Source organism: Gemmata obscuriglobus, assembly GCF_008065095.1.
GTDB classification, from domain to species: domain Bacteria; phylum Planctomycetota; class Planctomycetia; order Gemmatales; family Gemmataceae; genus Gemmata; species Gemmata obscuriglobus.
The window spans coordinates 8,844,677-8,859,841 of sequence record NZ_CP042911.1; the positions used below are offsets into that span (position 1 = coordinate 8,844,677).

At 71.3% G+C, this 15,165-nt stretch carries 3 protein-coding genes; all 3 read right to left on the reverse strand.

Annotation, left to right across the window (positions count from 1 at the left end; all coding sequences use genetic code 11):
- Positions 1 to 248: 248 nt before the first annotated feature.
- The 3 genes from GobsT_RS36735 to GobsT_RS36745 all read right to left on the reverse strand — a co-directional run bounded on the left by GobsT_RS36735 (position 249) and on the right by GobsT_RS36745 (position 15,128).
- Positions 249 to 1,406 (reverse strand): 3-oxoacyl-ACP synthase III, encoded by a 1,158-nt coding sequence (locus tag GobsT_RS36735; RefSeq protein ID WP_010041915.1) that lies wholly within the window; start codon positions 1,404 to 1,406, stop codon positions 249 to 251.
- 46 nt (positions 1,407 to 1,452) lie between these two features.
- Complete coding sequence (locus GobsT_RS36740) at positions 1,453 to 8,304, reverse strand: beta-ketoacyl synthase N-terminal-like domain-containing protein (protein WP_010041913.1); 6,852 nt, start codon at positions 8,302 to 8,304, stop codon at positions 1,453 to 1,455.
- Between the two features lie 107 nt (positions 8,305 to 8,411).
- On the reverse strand, positions 8,412 to 15,128 hold the full coding sequence (locus tag GobsT_RS36745; protein WP_010041911.1) for a type I polyketide synthase: 6,717 nt from the start codon (positions 15,126 to 15,128) through the stop codon (positions 8,412 to 8,414).
- Positions 15,129 to 15,165: the final 37 nt, after the last annotated feature.

Below are 15,165 nucleotides of genomic sequence, written 5' to 3' on the forward strand. Positions count from 1 at the left end.
TTTCCGGACCAACGAGCAGGTCGGGAACAATTCAGCTCAGTTCAGACGCAAGGCAGTTTTGACAGATCGGTAGGATGAACAGGCTTGAGAACGCAAAACAGAGCTTATCTCGTATCTGCGATCCTGTTCGTCCTGTCGATCCTGTCAAAAACGGCTGCGAACAGCACTGGGCTGCCGATTCTCCGTCGAGTGCCCTAATCTTTTGGTTGTGCCGTATCGGGTCTCTCGGCTCGCCAACCGCCGGCGGCCTACCACTCCAGCCCGAGCATCAGGCAGTTCAGCCCGCTGCCGATGCCCAGGAAACCGACCCGGTCGCCCGGCCGGAGGAACTCCCGTTCCTCCGCAATGGCCGCGGTGATCGGCAGCGAGACGGTGCCAATGTTGCCCAGGTACTCGAACGTGCTGAAGTCCTTCTCCGGCGAAACGCCGATCGCCCGCAGCACCGCGTCGCGGTGCCCGGCGCCCACTTGGTGACAAATCACCTTATCAAGGAAGTCCGGCCGCCAGCTCAGTTTCGTCAGGAACTTCTGCCAGGTGCGGTGGCCGAGTTCGACGCCGTACTTCAGCACCTCGCCGGCGTGCGTCTCCATGAACGGAATCATCACGTGCCGCATCCCGAGGTCGACGCCCTTCTGCACCAGCCCCGTGGCGTTGTCGACGCTCTTCTGCATCAGCCCCGCGGCGTTCGCTCCCAGGACCCGCTCCACGGTGCCGACCGCCGAGGGGAGCAGCGACTGGAGCCCCCACCGGCACAGGTTGTGGTACTGGGGCGCGTTCTGGGTCGCCCCGCCGAGCAGCTTCCGCCGCTTCTCGCGCGACAGCTCCGCGCTGACGACCAGCACCGCGACCGCCCCGGACCCGCCGGTGAGCGTCGCGATGCTCTCGCGGAACAGTTCGACCGACTTCGTCCGCACCATGCGGTCGATCACGTTCTCGTTGATCTCCCGCGCCGTCTCCGCCGAAACCACGAGCCCCGCCTGCGCCTGTCCGAGTTCGATCTTGTTCGCGACCTCGACGATGCCGTTCAGCACGCCCAGGCACGCGTTGCTCAGGTCGAAGATCGCGGCGTTCGGGTTGATGTTCAGCTCGTGGGCCACGGCGCACGCGGTGGCCGGCTCGAAGTTCTCCCGGCACACGCCCGCGTAGATCAGCACGTCGATTTCCGACGCGGAGATGTCCGCCGCGGCCAGCGCTTTACGGCCCGCGGCGGCCGCGCCCTTCGAGAGCGGGTAGCCGGGCTCCCACCACCGGCGCTCGCTGATGCCCGTGAGCAGTTCCAACTGCCCCGGTGACATGTTCAGCGATTTGTACACCGGCGCGAGCCGCGCTTCGAGTTCCGCGGTGGAAACCACCACCGGCGGCAGCTCGTACCCGATCGCTTCGAGGTGAACGCGGTTGTATTTCATGCGCGGGTCGGCAAGGTGTCGCGGCCGTCGGGGCGAGTCCCGGCTGCTATTCTAGGGTGAAATCGGTCATCTGGTAGATAACCCGCCCGTCCACGGTCAGGAACCCGTTGGCGGTGAGCCGGTGATTATCGTCGTCCGCGGCGACGATTTCTAGCACAACCGTGACCTCGTGGTCCTTCGGCAGCACCTGCCCGCGGTACACCCACGTGTGCGGCACGTTTCGGGCCACCGTGTGCCACGGCTTCGCCGGCGCCCCCCACCGCTTCCACGCCGCGTACTTCAGCAACTGGAGGAACGACTCCAGCCCCAGCGACCCGGGCCACACCGGGTCCTGGTAGAAGTGCGCCTTGAAGAACCAGAACTCCGGATCGACCTTGATGGTCCCCACCAGGAGCCCGAGCCCCTTCGCGCCGCCGTCCGGGACGTACGCGGTGACCCGGTCCACCATGCGCAGCATCGCCCCGGGGAACGGCGGCTCGTGCGGGAGCGCGTCGCTCCTGGCTCGCACCAGCTCCTGCTCGTTGGGCCACGGCACCCGGGCTTCGCGGATGCCGACCTGGTTCGCCAGTGCCCCCTTCGTGAAGAACCCGAAGTAGGTGGTGCCCTTGTACATCGGCCCCTGAGCGTCCTCGACGAGCATGTCGTAGTGCTGAATGATCATGCCCGCAGAGTTCGACACGCCCGTCATCTTCACGGTGGTCGCGAGCGTCCCGGTGGCCGGCGTCACCGCGCGGAACTGGGTGCCCTTCCCGCCGAGGTTGCGGAAGCTCAGGTCGTCCTTGCTGGTGAGCGCCGACCCGCAGTACGCGGCGAGCCACCCGCACGGCTGGAGGGCGATCTCCAACAGGACGCTGAACGGCATGTTCTCGCAGCGGTTCTCGCCGAAGTACCACTCGTCCGGCGGCACGGCGTAGAGGGCGGTGCAGCTCGCGCCGGCCTTCAGCACGAACGGCTCGCCGGACACGGCGGTCACGCAGTCGAGGAACTGGTACGGCGGCCCCGGCAGGCGAGCGAGCACCCGCTCGGAGTCGAACACCTTGTAGGGCTCGCCGAACGCTTCGGACGGGTTGCCGTTCGAGTACGCCATGATTTTGGCGGAATCGTACAGCGGAGCGGCAGACAACCCACCCCCCGGCCCCCTCCCTGCAGGGAGGGGGAGAGAAGACACTTCCGAACCGGTTCGTGGACCGGATGGGGTTCGCACCGCGTCGGAACGCCCCGCTCCCTTCAAGGGAGTAGGTTCTGCCATCCCGGCCCAGATCACATTCAGCTTCTCGCGCGAGAGCCCCGACATGCGCAGCGTCATGTTGGTGATCTCGACGATCGGCTTGCCGTCCGCGTACATCAGCGCGTCGGCGACGCAGAACGGCTCCGGCCGGTAGCCCAGTTCCTTCACCGTCACCTCGTAGGTGACGGTCTTGGTCGTCGCGAGCACCTGCCCGCGGCACTTCAGCCGGCTGTTGACGCCCGGCAGCGGCTCGCACACCACGTCGTCGGCCTCGCCCACCCAGCCGAGGCGCATCAGCAGCACGCGGAGCGTGTGCAGGCAGCACTCGTACATGAGCGTCCCCGGCATCACTTGATCGTCCACGAAGTGACACGTCAGGAACCAGTCGTCCGGGTGAATGTCGAACTCGGCGCGCACGAAGCCGGTGCCGAACCGCCCGCCCGCGGGTTCGATCAGGGGCACACGGTCCACGAGCCGGAGCATCCCGCCGGGGATGGTGGCCGGTCGCGTCAGCCGCGCCCGGGCGAACGCCGGCCCGAACGCCCCCACGAGGTCGCCCCCGCGCAGGGCGTCCACCTGTTGCGCGGTCAGCGCGCACACCGTTTGGGGCACGAGGTCCGCCCAGTCGTCGGGCCTCTTGCCCGGGAACCGCTTCTTGTCGAGCGCGGTCTGAACGATCCCCTTACCGGCCGCGAGCGCATCCGCGGTGAAGAACCCGGCTACGCCGTTGCGCATCGTGATGAGGGGCTCGCCGTTGACCGTTCCGTCGAACCAGAAGTGGAACAGCCAGGAATCGCCCTGCTTCACGAACTTGTCGATGTGGATGTCGTAGGTCACCGTTTCGCCGACCTGCGGCAGCCCGCGGTGGAACGACACGACCGCGTCGAGCAGCCGGTACACGGCCAGCCCGCGGGTCTCGAAGTCGATGCCGAGGTACCCCGAGAGGAACAGGTCGGCCTGCCCCGCCTCGACGCAGATCGCGGTCGGGATGCGGCCCGATTGCAGGTACCAGCGGTCCGCGCGGACGGTGTGGTGCGTCACCACGCGCCCGCTCGTCATCGACTTCGGCTCGCCCTCAATGAGGCTGATGCTGTCGACGAGTTGGAGCGGGCCGTCCGGCAACCGGACGCGGGTCGGGAAGGAATCGACCTCGGCGAACAGCGGCCCGAGCGCGTCGGCGATCTTGCCGGCCGCGTAGGTGCAGCACTGCTCGAAGGTCAGCGCGCGGGGCGGCTCCAGCGGGGACGCCGGAGGGGTCAGCCACACGAGCGACGAGACCGGTTCGCTCGCGCCCGCGCCTCCGCGCGTCCACGCATCGAGCAGCGAGGTTTGGAACCTCAGCACCCCGGCGGCAGACTCCATCAACTTGCCGCTGACACGCAGGAACGCCTCTTGCGCCTGCATGTTGAGCACCTGCACGTTTGCGACCGACTCAATGACCGGGGCAAGAGACGGCACCAGTTCCGGAGCGAGCACCGGAACGATGTGTGGGCTCGCCACCTCTTCGGGCTGAGCCGCCGGAGCGAGAGGTTGGCTCCGCAAGCGAACGTGAGGCTCGGGGGATGAACGAAGCGCCTCGGTGGGAGGAACGTGTGGAGTCGGCTCCGGTGTGCCAGCGGCCACGACCGGCGCGACGCGCTCCTCCCCGTCCGTCTCGATCGGCACCGCGCTCGGCGCGGCTTCCCGCTTCGTGAGAGGTGTCAATACCACGGCCGGGGGCACCGGGCGCAACCCCACCGGCACCACAACCACGTTGCGCCGCGCCGGTTCGGGCTCCCGGTGCGCAACGCACCGCGTTTCCGTACCGTACAGCGCGGCGAGATCGACCGGCAACCGCTCTGCCGCCAGGTGCGCCACGAGGCGAACGACCTGCGACACCGCGTCCGGCTTCGCGGCGTGGGCGGCCCGGGCCAGGTGCCGGCGGTCGCCCAGGATCGCCGAAATCATGCGGGTGCACGAGCCCCCCGGCCCCACTTCGACGAACGCGCGCACCCCGTCGCGGTACGCCGCCTCGATCACCCGCGGCACGTCGATCAGCCCGACCAGCCCCGACGTGATCGAGTCCGCGCACGCCAGTTCGCCGGGCCGGTAGCTCTTGCCCCAGGCGCCGCTGTACACGGTCAGGGCGTGGGCCGGCGGCGTCACCGGCAGCATGTGCAGGTCGTGGTACGGCCCGAACACCGGCTTCCCGGCCTCGCAGTGCGCGAGCGTCACGCCCTCCAGAAGCATCACGGGCTTACCGACCGCCGCCGCGAGTTTCTCCACGTCGGCCCGCTTCCCACCGATCACGCACTCGCCCGGGGTGTTCACGATCAACAGGTACGCGAGCAGGCCCGGGCGCAGCGCCGCCGTCACGTCGTCGGCGCCGGCGGAAATCACGCCGCTGACCCAGTCCACCGGCTCACCGGCCGGAACGCCCCAGTACACCCGTGCGGAATCATACGGTGGGGCGAGGTCCGACGCGAACAGGGTCGAAACCTGCATCCGCCGGTACATTTCGTCGCGCTCGCGCCACAGACGCACCCCGAACAGGCCGGCCGACTCGCCGAGGCTCAGCCCGATCATCGCGTCGCAGCGGACGCCGAGCGCGGCCACAACGTCCGCCACCAGCGAGCCGACGGTCACCTGCCCGAACATCAGGTCTCGCGCCGGCGCGTCGCCCGCGCGCCCGTGCCAGAAGAACTGCGGGCTGAACTGGTCCCGCAGGCGCTGGTTCTCGGCGTCCTGTCGGCGCACCACTTCGGGCCACTGGGCGGCGAGGTCACGGCCCATGCCGTCGAACTGGTTCCCGGACCCGGGGAACACGAGCGCGACCTTCGCCCGCGTCCCGAGCGGCTTCGGGCTGTAGAACACGCGGTCCCGGAGCGCCTGGCGGGCCGTCGCCGGGAAGGGGCTGGCGGGGTCCGCGTGGAGCGACGATGCGGCGAACGAGATCTGTTCGGCGAGTTCCGCCCCTGAGCGCGCCGCGAACCCGACCGCCAGCTTCCGCCCGGCCCCCGGCGCCGCCCGGAACCACCCCCGGGCGACGGCCTCAACGTTGCGCCCGGCCCGGTCGTGCGCGAACGCCGACAGGGCCTCAATGCCCGCGAGCAGTTCGGCCGGCGTGTCGCCCTCGACCACGAACGCCGCTTCCGCCCGCGCGCCGAGCGGCTGCGCGAGTTCGGCCGGAACCCGCTGCGCGGGCTCCTCCAGCAGGAAAGCGAAGTGCGACCCGTCTGCGCCGGACGAGTGCACGCACGCGCGCCGCGGCCCGTCGGCCCGGTTCCGTAACCAGAACGTCGGCTCCTGGGGGCCGCGGGCGCCCCGGCCGCCGGGCGCCTCGATCAAAGAACCGGCCACGCCCCCCGGGAGCACTTCTTGATACAGCGCGACGCACGCCTCCAGAACCGCCACCGCCCCCGACGCGGCACCCGCCTCACCGACCCGCTCGGCCGTCCCCCCGAACACGACCGCCGACCCGAGCGGCAGCCCGGCATCGGCCGCGGCGCGAGATTGTGCGTCCCCCTCGGTCGATGCGACCCCAACTCCCTTAATAACGGCGTACACGCGGTCGCCGTCGCGCTCGGCGTCGGCGAGGCGTTTCAGCACGAGCGCGACCGCGCCGTCGGCCGGGAGCGACGCCTCGCCCGGGAGCACCAGCCGCGGGTCGCCGGCCAGGTCCACCCCGCCCACCAGAACGCGGTCCAACTCTCTGGCCTGGAGGGCACGAACCCCCAGTTCCAGCGCCCGAGCCCCGGAGCCCTCTTCGCTGCAAACCGTGTGGCTCGGCCCGCCGAAATGGAACGTCCGCGCGACGCGGCTCGCGGCGATGCTCCCGAGCGCGCCCATCGTCCGGTTCGCCGTCAGCGGCGGGGACGCTTCGTCGGGGCCGGCACCGCTCCCGATCGCGGCCCAGCGCAGGTGGAAGTTGGTGGTGTTCAGGTCCAACCCGAGCCCGACGAACACGCCGGTCGCGGGGTCACCGTCGGCGCGGGGGGCGTACCCCGCGTCGGCGAGCGCGTCCGCGGCCACGCGCAGCATCAGCAACTGCTGCGGCAGCGTCTCCTCCAGTTCCTTGGGCGGCACGCGGAACTTGTCGATGGGCAGCGCCAGCTCGTCGATGTAAAACCCGGGCGGGCACGGCTCGTCCGCCAGCGCCCAGCCGTTCAGTTTGATACCGGGCTCGGCCGTCCCCCCGCTGAACAACTGCTCTTGCAGCGCCCGGGCGTCGGCCCACGGCCCCACGTGCGCCGCCGCCCCCACCACCGCGACCGGCTCGCGGGGTTCGCTGGCGCGCGACCGGGCGGCCGCCTCGCGCGTTCCGACCGCGATGAGGCGCGGCGTTTTGCTCGCGCCCGAGCGCGGCGGCAGACCGGTCCACTCCTCGACGAGCAGGTGCGCGTTCACCCCGCCGAACCCGAACCCGCTCACCGCCGCCCGGCGCGGTTGGGTGGCGGACGAACGCCCCCAGCGCTCGGCGGCACGCAGCACCCGGAACGGCCCGCCGTCGTAGCTCAGCCCCGGCGCCGGGGTCGCGAAGTTCGCCTGCGGTGGGAGCTGCTCGTGCTTCATCGCGAGCAGCACTTTGGTCAGCGCCGCGGCGCCGGCCCCGGTGAGCAGGTGCCCCACCGTCGACTTCACCGAACCGATCACGCACTGCCCGGGCGCCCAGTCGGAACCGCCCCACAGTTCCCGCAGGCTGTCGAACTCGATCTGATCGCCCACCGGCGTGCCGGTCGCGTGGCACTCGATCAGTTGCACGTCCCACGGGTTCCAGCCGGCGTGCGCGTAGGCCGACCGCATCGCGCGAAGCTGGCCCTCTTTGGCCGGGGCGAGCAAGTTCCCGTGCATGTCGTTCGACACGCCCGCGCCCGCAACGACGCCGTGAATCGTGTCGCCGTGCTTGAGCGCGTCGGCCAAGCGCTTCAGCACGAACACCCCGGCCCCCTCGCCCACCACGAGGCCGTCGGCCCGAGCGTCGAACGGCGAACACCGCCCGCTCGGCGCCAGCGCGCGGAGCTGCGCGAACCCCATCTGCGTGTACTGGCAGTCGGGGCGCGAGCACCCGCCCGCGAGCATGGCGTCGGCCCGGCCGGCGACCAGTTCGTCACACGCGAGCTTGAGCGCGTACAGAGACGACGCGCACGCGGCGTCCAGGGTGAAGCTCCCGCCGCCGAGCCCGAGCCCCTTGGCGAGCAGGCCCGCGGGTAGCCCGGCAACGTACCTGTTCAGCGGGTGGACCGGCGCGCCCGCCGGTAGCCCGAGCCTTCCGCCGAGCACCGCCCGGCACAGGTCGTTGGCGCGGTCCGTGGGCAAACAGATGTTGCCCAGCACGACGCCCACCCGGGCGCGGTCCAGGCCCGCGGTTTTGGCCCCGCGCCACGCCCGGCCGCCGACATCTAACACGAGGTGAAACAGCGGATCGAGTTCGCGCACCAGCCCGGGATCGATGTCCAGGCCGCTCAGATCCGGCTCGAACGGGTCGAGGTAGTACCCGCGGGCGGAGTACACCGTGTCGGGGTTCGCGACCCGCGGGTCGGTGCAGCGATCGGGCGGCAGCGCCCAGCGCCCGGCGGGCACCTCGCGCGAGCAATCGGTCGCCGACGCGACGTCGGCCCAGTACCGGTCGAGGTCCGCGCCGGCACTCGGGAACCGGCCCGCGACAGAGACGATAGCGATGCGGTCGTTCATTCGTGTCTGGTGTTTGGTGTTTCGTGTTCAGTGTTTGGGTTGAACGGCGACCGGAACCGGTGTCCGGTTCGCCGGCGCATGAAACACCAAACACCAGGCACCAAACACTATTTGGCCGCGAGCTGGTTCTTGCGGAACGAGGCGTTGAGCGCCGCGTCCATGATGCACTCGTAGTCCTGCATCTGGGCCACCACCTGGCCGTCCGGCGCGAGGAAGTCGATGTCGGCGCGGGCGAACCGGGCGTCGTCCCGCGTCACGCGGATCACGATCGTGGTCGGGTCCCCCGGGAACGCCTTGCGGAACTGCCGATACCGGCCCACGAAACTGGGCAGCGACGCCGACCCGTGGGCGCCCTGCGTCCAGAGGATCATCAGCTGGAACGCGGTGTCCAGCACCAGCGGTTCGGCGACCCACCCGGAGCGGAGCGGGAACTCGAACCAGTCGGCCGGCGGCGGGGCCGGGTACGCGGTGCCGACGAACGCCCGGTCGGCGCGCCCCACGAGCGACGCGATGCCCCTCAGGTCCTGGCCGTGGAACAGCAGCTCGCGGTACGCCCGCGCCGCGTCGTACCCGACCGGGGCCACGGCCGGCGGCCGGTCCGCCAGGCCCGGCTTGGGCAGCGCCGACGCCAGCACGATCTCGGCCCGCGAGTAGATCACGTCCCGGCCGTCCTTCTTCCGCCCGCGCAGCTCGACCGGCACCACGAGCAGCTTGTCCTGCTTCACCGCCTTACCGGCCAGCGCCCGCACCGGCACCTGCGCGCCGACCTCGACCTTCACCCCGCTGGTCACCCGCAGGTCGTTGAACCCGTGGAACTGGAACCCCGGGTTGCCGTGCAGCGCCGCGTGCGCGAGCCACTCCAGGTGCAGGGCGACCGGCAGCACCGCGAGCCCGTCGAGCACGTGCGATTTGAGCACCGGGTGGGTGGCAACGTCCACCCCGCGCTCGAACGCCACCGTCATATCGGCCGACGGCAGCGGGTTCGGCGGGGACATGACCGGCGCGTTGGAGGCCGGGGTGGTGGGGCTCGCCGTCGCCTGCACCGGGGTCACCCCGGACCCGCCGACCGGCCGCCCCGGGGGCTTCGCCAGCGCGACCACCTCGACCGCCCGCCCGGCCGCGTTCAGCTCCTGGATCAGGAACGTTGCACCGTCCGCGAGCGGGATCGTGCCGACGCCCTCGGACTCGAACAGCTTCCGCAGCGCCGGCGTCACCATCCCCCCGTCCCACGGCCCCCAGTTGATCGCGCTGACCCGCGCCCCGGGGCGCTTGCGGGCCTCCACCTGCGCGATCTTGTTCAGCACCTCGTTGGAGCAGGCGTAGGCCAGTTGCCCCACCCGCCCGAGCCGCGCGGTCGTGGAGCTGAACAGCACCAGCGCTTTCAGGTCCTCGTTGCCGAGCAGGTCGAGCAGCGTGCGCAGCCCGTCCACCTTCGTGGAGTACACCGAGTCGAAGCCCTCGCCGGTGAGGTCCTCAATGCGCTTGTCGGCCAGCACGCCCGCGCCGTGGACCAGCGCGGTCACCGGGCCGAACTTCACCCGCACCTGGTGCAGCACATCGGCCACGGCGCGGTCGTCGGTGATGTCCACCGGGAAGTACGCGACCTTCGCCCCCGCCTGCCGGACGCGGTCCAGCGTCTGCCGCACCTCGCGCTGGGCGACCACCTTCTTGTACAGGTCGCCGACGGCCCGCGGCGTGCCCTCGGCCCCGAGCGCGTCGGCGATCGCCCGCTTCATCTCCGGCTCGCCGCTCAGCCCGGCGAGGTAATCGGGCTCCGCCGCCGGCGGCGGGGTGCGGCCCGTCAGCACGAGCGTCGGCTGGTACGTCTCCGCCAGCGCCACGGACACTTCGGCGGTCACCCCGCGGGCGCCGCCGGTGACCAGCACAACGTCCCGCGCGCCGAGCTTGATGAGCTGGCTGTGCTGCCGCCGGGTGGCGCGGGCCAGTTCGATCGTGCACCGGTGCGTGGGGGCGATGCCCACCTCCGGCGGCCCGGACGAAAGCACCTCGTCGGCCACCGCGGCGGCCGCGGCCGCCGGGTCCGTGAACGCGGGCGACAGGTCCAGCGCGCGGCAGCTCACCTCGGGCCACTCGTGCCTTGCGGTCTTGGCCATGCCCGCGAGGCCGCCGGACGTGGGGTCGCTCTCCGGGGACAGTTCGGCGAGCCCGAACGCGCCGTCCAGCCGGGCGACCGTGACGAACACGGCGGCCCCGCCGCGCCCGGTTTGTCGGAGCTTCGGCGCCGCGGCTTTGAGCCAGTTGAACGCCCGGCGGTTGAACCCCGAATCGGGGCCGGGCGCCACCGGCGCCAACAAAATGAGGCCCGCCAGCCCCCTCGCGGGCGGGGCGGGCGGCACGTCGTCCCAGCCCAACACTTGCGGGCCGACGCCGGCCGCGCGGAGCCGGTCCGCGAGCGCGGCGGTGAGCGCATCGGCCGGCCCGACCAGCCAGAACTCGCTGCCCGCGGGCAGCGGCAGCCGGGCCCGCGGCGCGCTCACGTCGAGGTCGACGATTTGCGGGATGCTCCGGTCGACCCGCTCGCTGCCGAACGGTGCGACCGGTTGCCGGAGCGTTTCGTTGGCGCGGGGGGCCGGTTGGGCGATGGCGGCGGAACGCCCCGCGGGGCCGATCTCCTTTTGCGAAAGCTGTTCGGTTTCGGGAACCGGCTTCGTCGCCTCTTCGGTCCCCGGCAGCGCGGCCGGCTTCGTGAGCAAGTTCTCGTTCACTTCGCTGAGAGAAATGCGCGTGGTGACCGGCCCCTGTGGCCCGGCGAGGAACTCGGCGACGTCCTTGAGCGTGTGCAAGGCGCCCAGGTGCTCCGGCTTCACCGCCGGAGCGTCCGGCAAGCGCTCCTGCAGCGCCGACAGGATCTCCACCCGCTTGATCGAGTCCACACCCAGGTCGCCGTCCAGCGACATCGACAGGTCCAGGCTGTCCGCCGGGTAACCCGTCTTCTCGCTCACCACCGACAGCAGCGCCGAGGCCACCTCCGGGAACGTCCCGCCGGCCGCGGGCGCCGCACCGTTCAGGGGCACCCCGTTCGCCCCACGGTGCAGGTGAAGCTGGTCCACCTGCATCGTGCGCATCAGCACGTCGTCAGCTTCCGCGTCGGCCGCACCCGCCCCCCGGGCGTTGCCCTGTGGCCCGGCGAGGAACTCGGCGACGTCCTTGAGCGTGTGCAAGGCGCCCAGGTGCTCCGGCTTCACCGCCGGAGCGTCCGGCAAGCGCTCCTGCAGCGCCGACAGGATCTCCACCCGCTTGATCGAGTCCACACCCAGGTCGCCGTCCAGCGACATCGACAGGTCCAGGCTGTCCGCCGGGTAACCCGTCTTCTCGCTCACCACCGACAGCAGCGCCGAGGCGATTTTGTCGTTCGCGGGCGCCGCCTCGGCTCGTGGCGCAGGCGGCGGCGACACCAGCCTCGGCGCGGGCGGGATGAACGCCTCCTTTGGTAGCGCGGAAGCGGGCAGGATCGTCGTGGCCGGGGGCGTGTAGCGCGGGGCAGGTGTAGGTGGAGGTGCCGGCGGTGCCGATGCCGCCACGACCGGCGGCAGAACCGGGGCGGCCACCGCCGGCGCGCGGACCGGCACCGGGCGCGGGGCAACGGGCAACGGCGTGCCCGCGCCGAGCCCCGTCAAAAGGAGCGTCTGCTGCTGATCGACCAGAGTTTGCAGCGTCCGCTGCGCGGTCTCTTGTGATTCGAGGAACTGCCGGTGCAGCGACGCGGTTTGCTCCTGCATGCGCTGGAGCGCGGCGAGGCTCTGCTGGGTCATCTGCAGGGCCTGGGCCAGCGCGTTCGGGTCGCCCGAGCCCGGGGCGTTCGTGTCAGACATTGCGGAACCCTTGGACCGTACCGGGGCGGCGAGTGCCGGGGCGCTAGAGTGTGACTTACCGTTACCGTTGCTGGACGCCAGGTGCAGGTGCTGCGGCGGGCGGGCGGGGCGCGTCTCGCGCGGGGCCACCCAGTTGGCCCCGCACACGCTCACCGTCAGCCCCGGCTTGCCGGCCGGCGGTGCCGACGGGCGGCACCGGCTCTCGCGCTCCCACGCGCTCAGCGTTACGGCGTGTCCGGCCGCGGCGAGCCGTGCGAGCAGGCGTGCCAGGTCGAGCACGCCGGGCCGCTTGCCGCCGGACGCGTCCAGCGCGAGCGCGGCCGCACCGGTTACCGGCGAGTCCGCCAGGATCGCCTCGACGAGCCGCGTCAGCACCGACCCGGGGCCGACTTCCACGAAGGTGCGCACGCCGGCGGCGCACATGGCGCGGATCTGCTCGACGAACGCCACCGGTTTAGCGAGCTGGTTCGCGAGCAGGTCTTTCGCCGCCCCAGGCGCCGAGGGGTATTCGGCGGCGGTCGTGTTCGCAAAAACTCGGGCCGAGGGCGGCGCAAACGCAGCGGGCTCGAGCGCGGCGCGGAACGGGGCCGCGGCGTCGGCGACCAGTTCCGAGTGGAACGCCGCCGCGACGGGGATGCGGGTCGCCTTCAGCTTCGCGTCGGACAGGGCCTTCGCGGCCCGCTCGATCTCGGCCGTCGCGCCGGACAGTACGAACTGCCGCGGCGAGTTCCGGTTCGCGACGACGACGTTGAGCCGCTCGCGCGTGAGTACGGTCTCGATTTCCGGGAGCGGCGCGAGCACCGCGAGCATCGTCCCGGGGTCGCCGTCGCGCCGGGCACCCATCAGGTCCCCGCGAACGCGAGACAGCGCGAACAGTTCCGCCGGCTGCAACCGGCCGGCCGCGGCCAGCGCCACGAGTTCGCCGTAGCTGTGCCCTGCGAACGCGTCCGCGCGCACGCCGAAGCGGTTCGCGAGGGTCTGCCAGGCGCCGAAGCTCACGGCGCCGAGCGCGGGCTGCGCGTTCCGGGTGTCGCGCAGGTCGGCGTCGTTGGCCTTTTTGCGGGCGGGGTCGAACGTGGTCGGCGGGTAAATGTAGTCGCTCAGCCGGCGCGCGTCACGTTCCGGCGTCCGGGCCGCAACCGCCTCGTTCGCCAGGGCGAGTGCGCCGAGCGTTTCGGGGAACAGGCACGCGAGATCGCGAAGCATCCCGACCGACTGCGCGCCCTGCCCCGGGAACAGCACCGCGAGTTGCCCCGGCGCCGCCCCGCGTCCGTAGTGGACGCCCTCCGGCGTACTCCAGCCCGCAGCCTCCGGTTCCGCCCCGAGGCGCTCCTTCGCCCCCGCGAGCAGCTTCGGCAGGTCCGTCAACGTCCGGTGCGCCGCGAAGCACAGCCTGCACTTCGCCGCCGGGGTGAACGCGGCCCGGGACGCCTCCGCCGCGCGGGCGAACGCGTTCCACTCGGTCGGCAGCTTGGCGAGTTCGGCGGCCAGCGCCTGCGGGGTGTCGGCGCCGAACGCGACGATTTCCGTGGAGCCGTCCCAGTCGGGCTCGAGTTTCTCCGCCCGGTACTCTTCGAGCACCGCGTGGAAGTTGCTCCCACCGAACCCGAACGCGGACAGCGCCGCGCGCCGCGGGTGCTCCGCGCGCGGGAGCCACGGGCGCATCTCCCCGCTCACGTAGAACGGCGTGTCCGGCGCGAGCAGCGGCTCCACCGGGCGCGACACTTTCAGTGTCGGCGGCAGCACCTTGAAGTAAACCGCCAGCGCGGCCTTGATGAGAGACGCGGCGCCGGCGGCGGACTTCGTGTGCCCGATCTGCGACTTCACCGAGCCGATCGCGGCCCACGGGCGCGGCTTCGACGACGCGCGGCCGTACACGTCCGTCAGGGCCGTGAGTTCGACCGTGTCGCCGACCTTCGTGCCGGTCCCGTGCGCCTCCACGAGTTCGATCGTGTCAGGCGTCACGCCGGCCAGCCGGTAGGCGCCGAGCAGGGCCTTCTTTTGCCCGGCCGCGCTGGGGGCGTAGATCGCGTTCCCCTTGCCGTCGCTCGACGACGCGACGCTCTTAAGGACGGCGTACACGGTGTCCCCGTCGCGCTCGGCGTCCGCCAGGCGCTTCAGCACCACGACGCCCAGCCCCTCGCCGAGAATGGTGCCGTCGCCGTCTTCGCTGAACGGCTTCGCGTCCCCCGACGGCGAGAGCGCCGGGGTCTTGCTGAAGCACATGTACATGAAGATGTCGTTGAACGTGTCGCACCCGCCGGTAACGGCCACGTCGCACCGGCCGGTTTGCAGTTCCAGCGCCGCGAGGTGAACCGCGGAGAGCGAACTCGCGCACGCGGCGTCCACGACGCAGTTCGTGCCGCCCAGGTCGAGCTTGTTGGCGATGCGCCCGGCGACCACGTTCCCGAGCAGGCCGGGGAAGCTGTTCTCCTGCCACGGCACGTAGCTCTCGGCGATCCGCGCGGTCGCGTCGTCGGCCAGCTCCTGCGGGATGCCGGCGTCCAGCATCGCGCGTTTCCACTTCGGGTGCCCGAGCCGCGCGCCCAGAGGGATGACCAGCTCCAGCGTGCCGGTCACGCCCAGAATCACCGACACGCGGTTGCGGTCGGTAAAGGGCTTGGTGCTGTTGGTCGGCTGCTTCGCGTCGGCGAACCGAACGCCCGCATCCACCAGCGCCTGTTTGGCGGCCACCAGCCCGAGCAGTTGCGTGGTGTCGGTGGCCTCAATGTCGCGCGGCGCGATGCCGAACTCGAGGGGGTTGAACTCGACCGCCGACAGGAACCCGCCGCGGCGGGCGTAGGTCATGTCGGGGGCTTTGGGGTCCGGCGAGAAATAATCGTCCGGGCTCCAGTGGGTCGGCGGCACCTCGGTGATGCCGTCCACACCGTGCTTGACGTTCGCCCAGAAGAGTCCGGGGCCGGAAGCCTTCGGGAACAGGCACCCGATGCCGACGATCGCGAGCGGGGAGTTCGATTCGGGAGTCTGCATCACACCGTGTTCGTGTTGGTCGGGCGGTTCCGGTCCG

Coding starts and splice junctions, on each gene's coding strand:
- GobsT_RS36735 (WP_010041915.1), bottom strand. CDS start 1,406: ATGAAATACAACCGCGTTCACCTCGAAGCGATCGGGTACGAGCTGCCG.
- GobsT_RS36740 (WP_010041913.1), bottom strand. CDS start 8,304: ATGAACGACCGCATCGCTATCGTCTCTGTCGCGGGCCGGTTCCCGAGT.
- GobsT_RS36745 (WP_010041911.1), bottom strand. CDS start 15,128: ATGCAGACTCCCGAATCGAACTCCCCGCTCGCGATCGTCGGCATCGGG.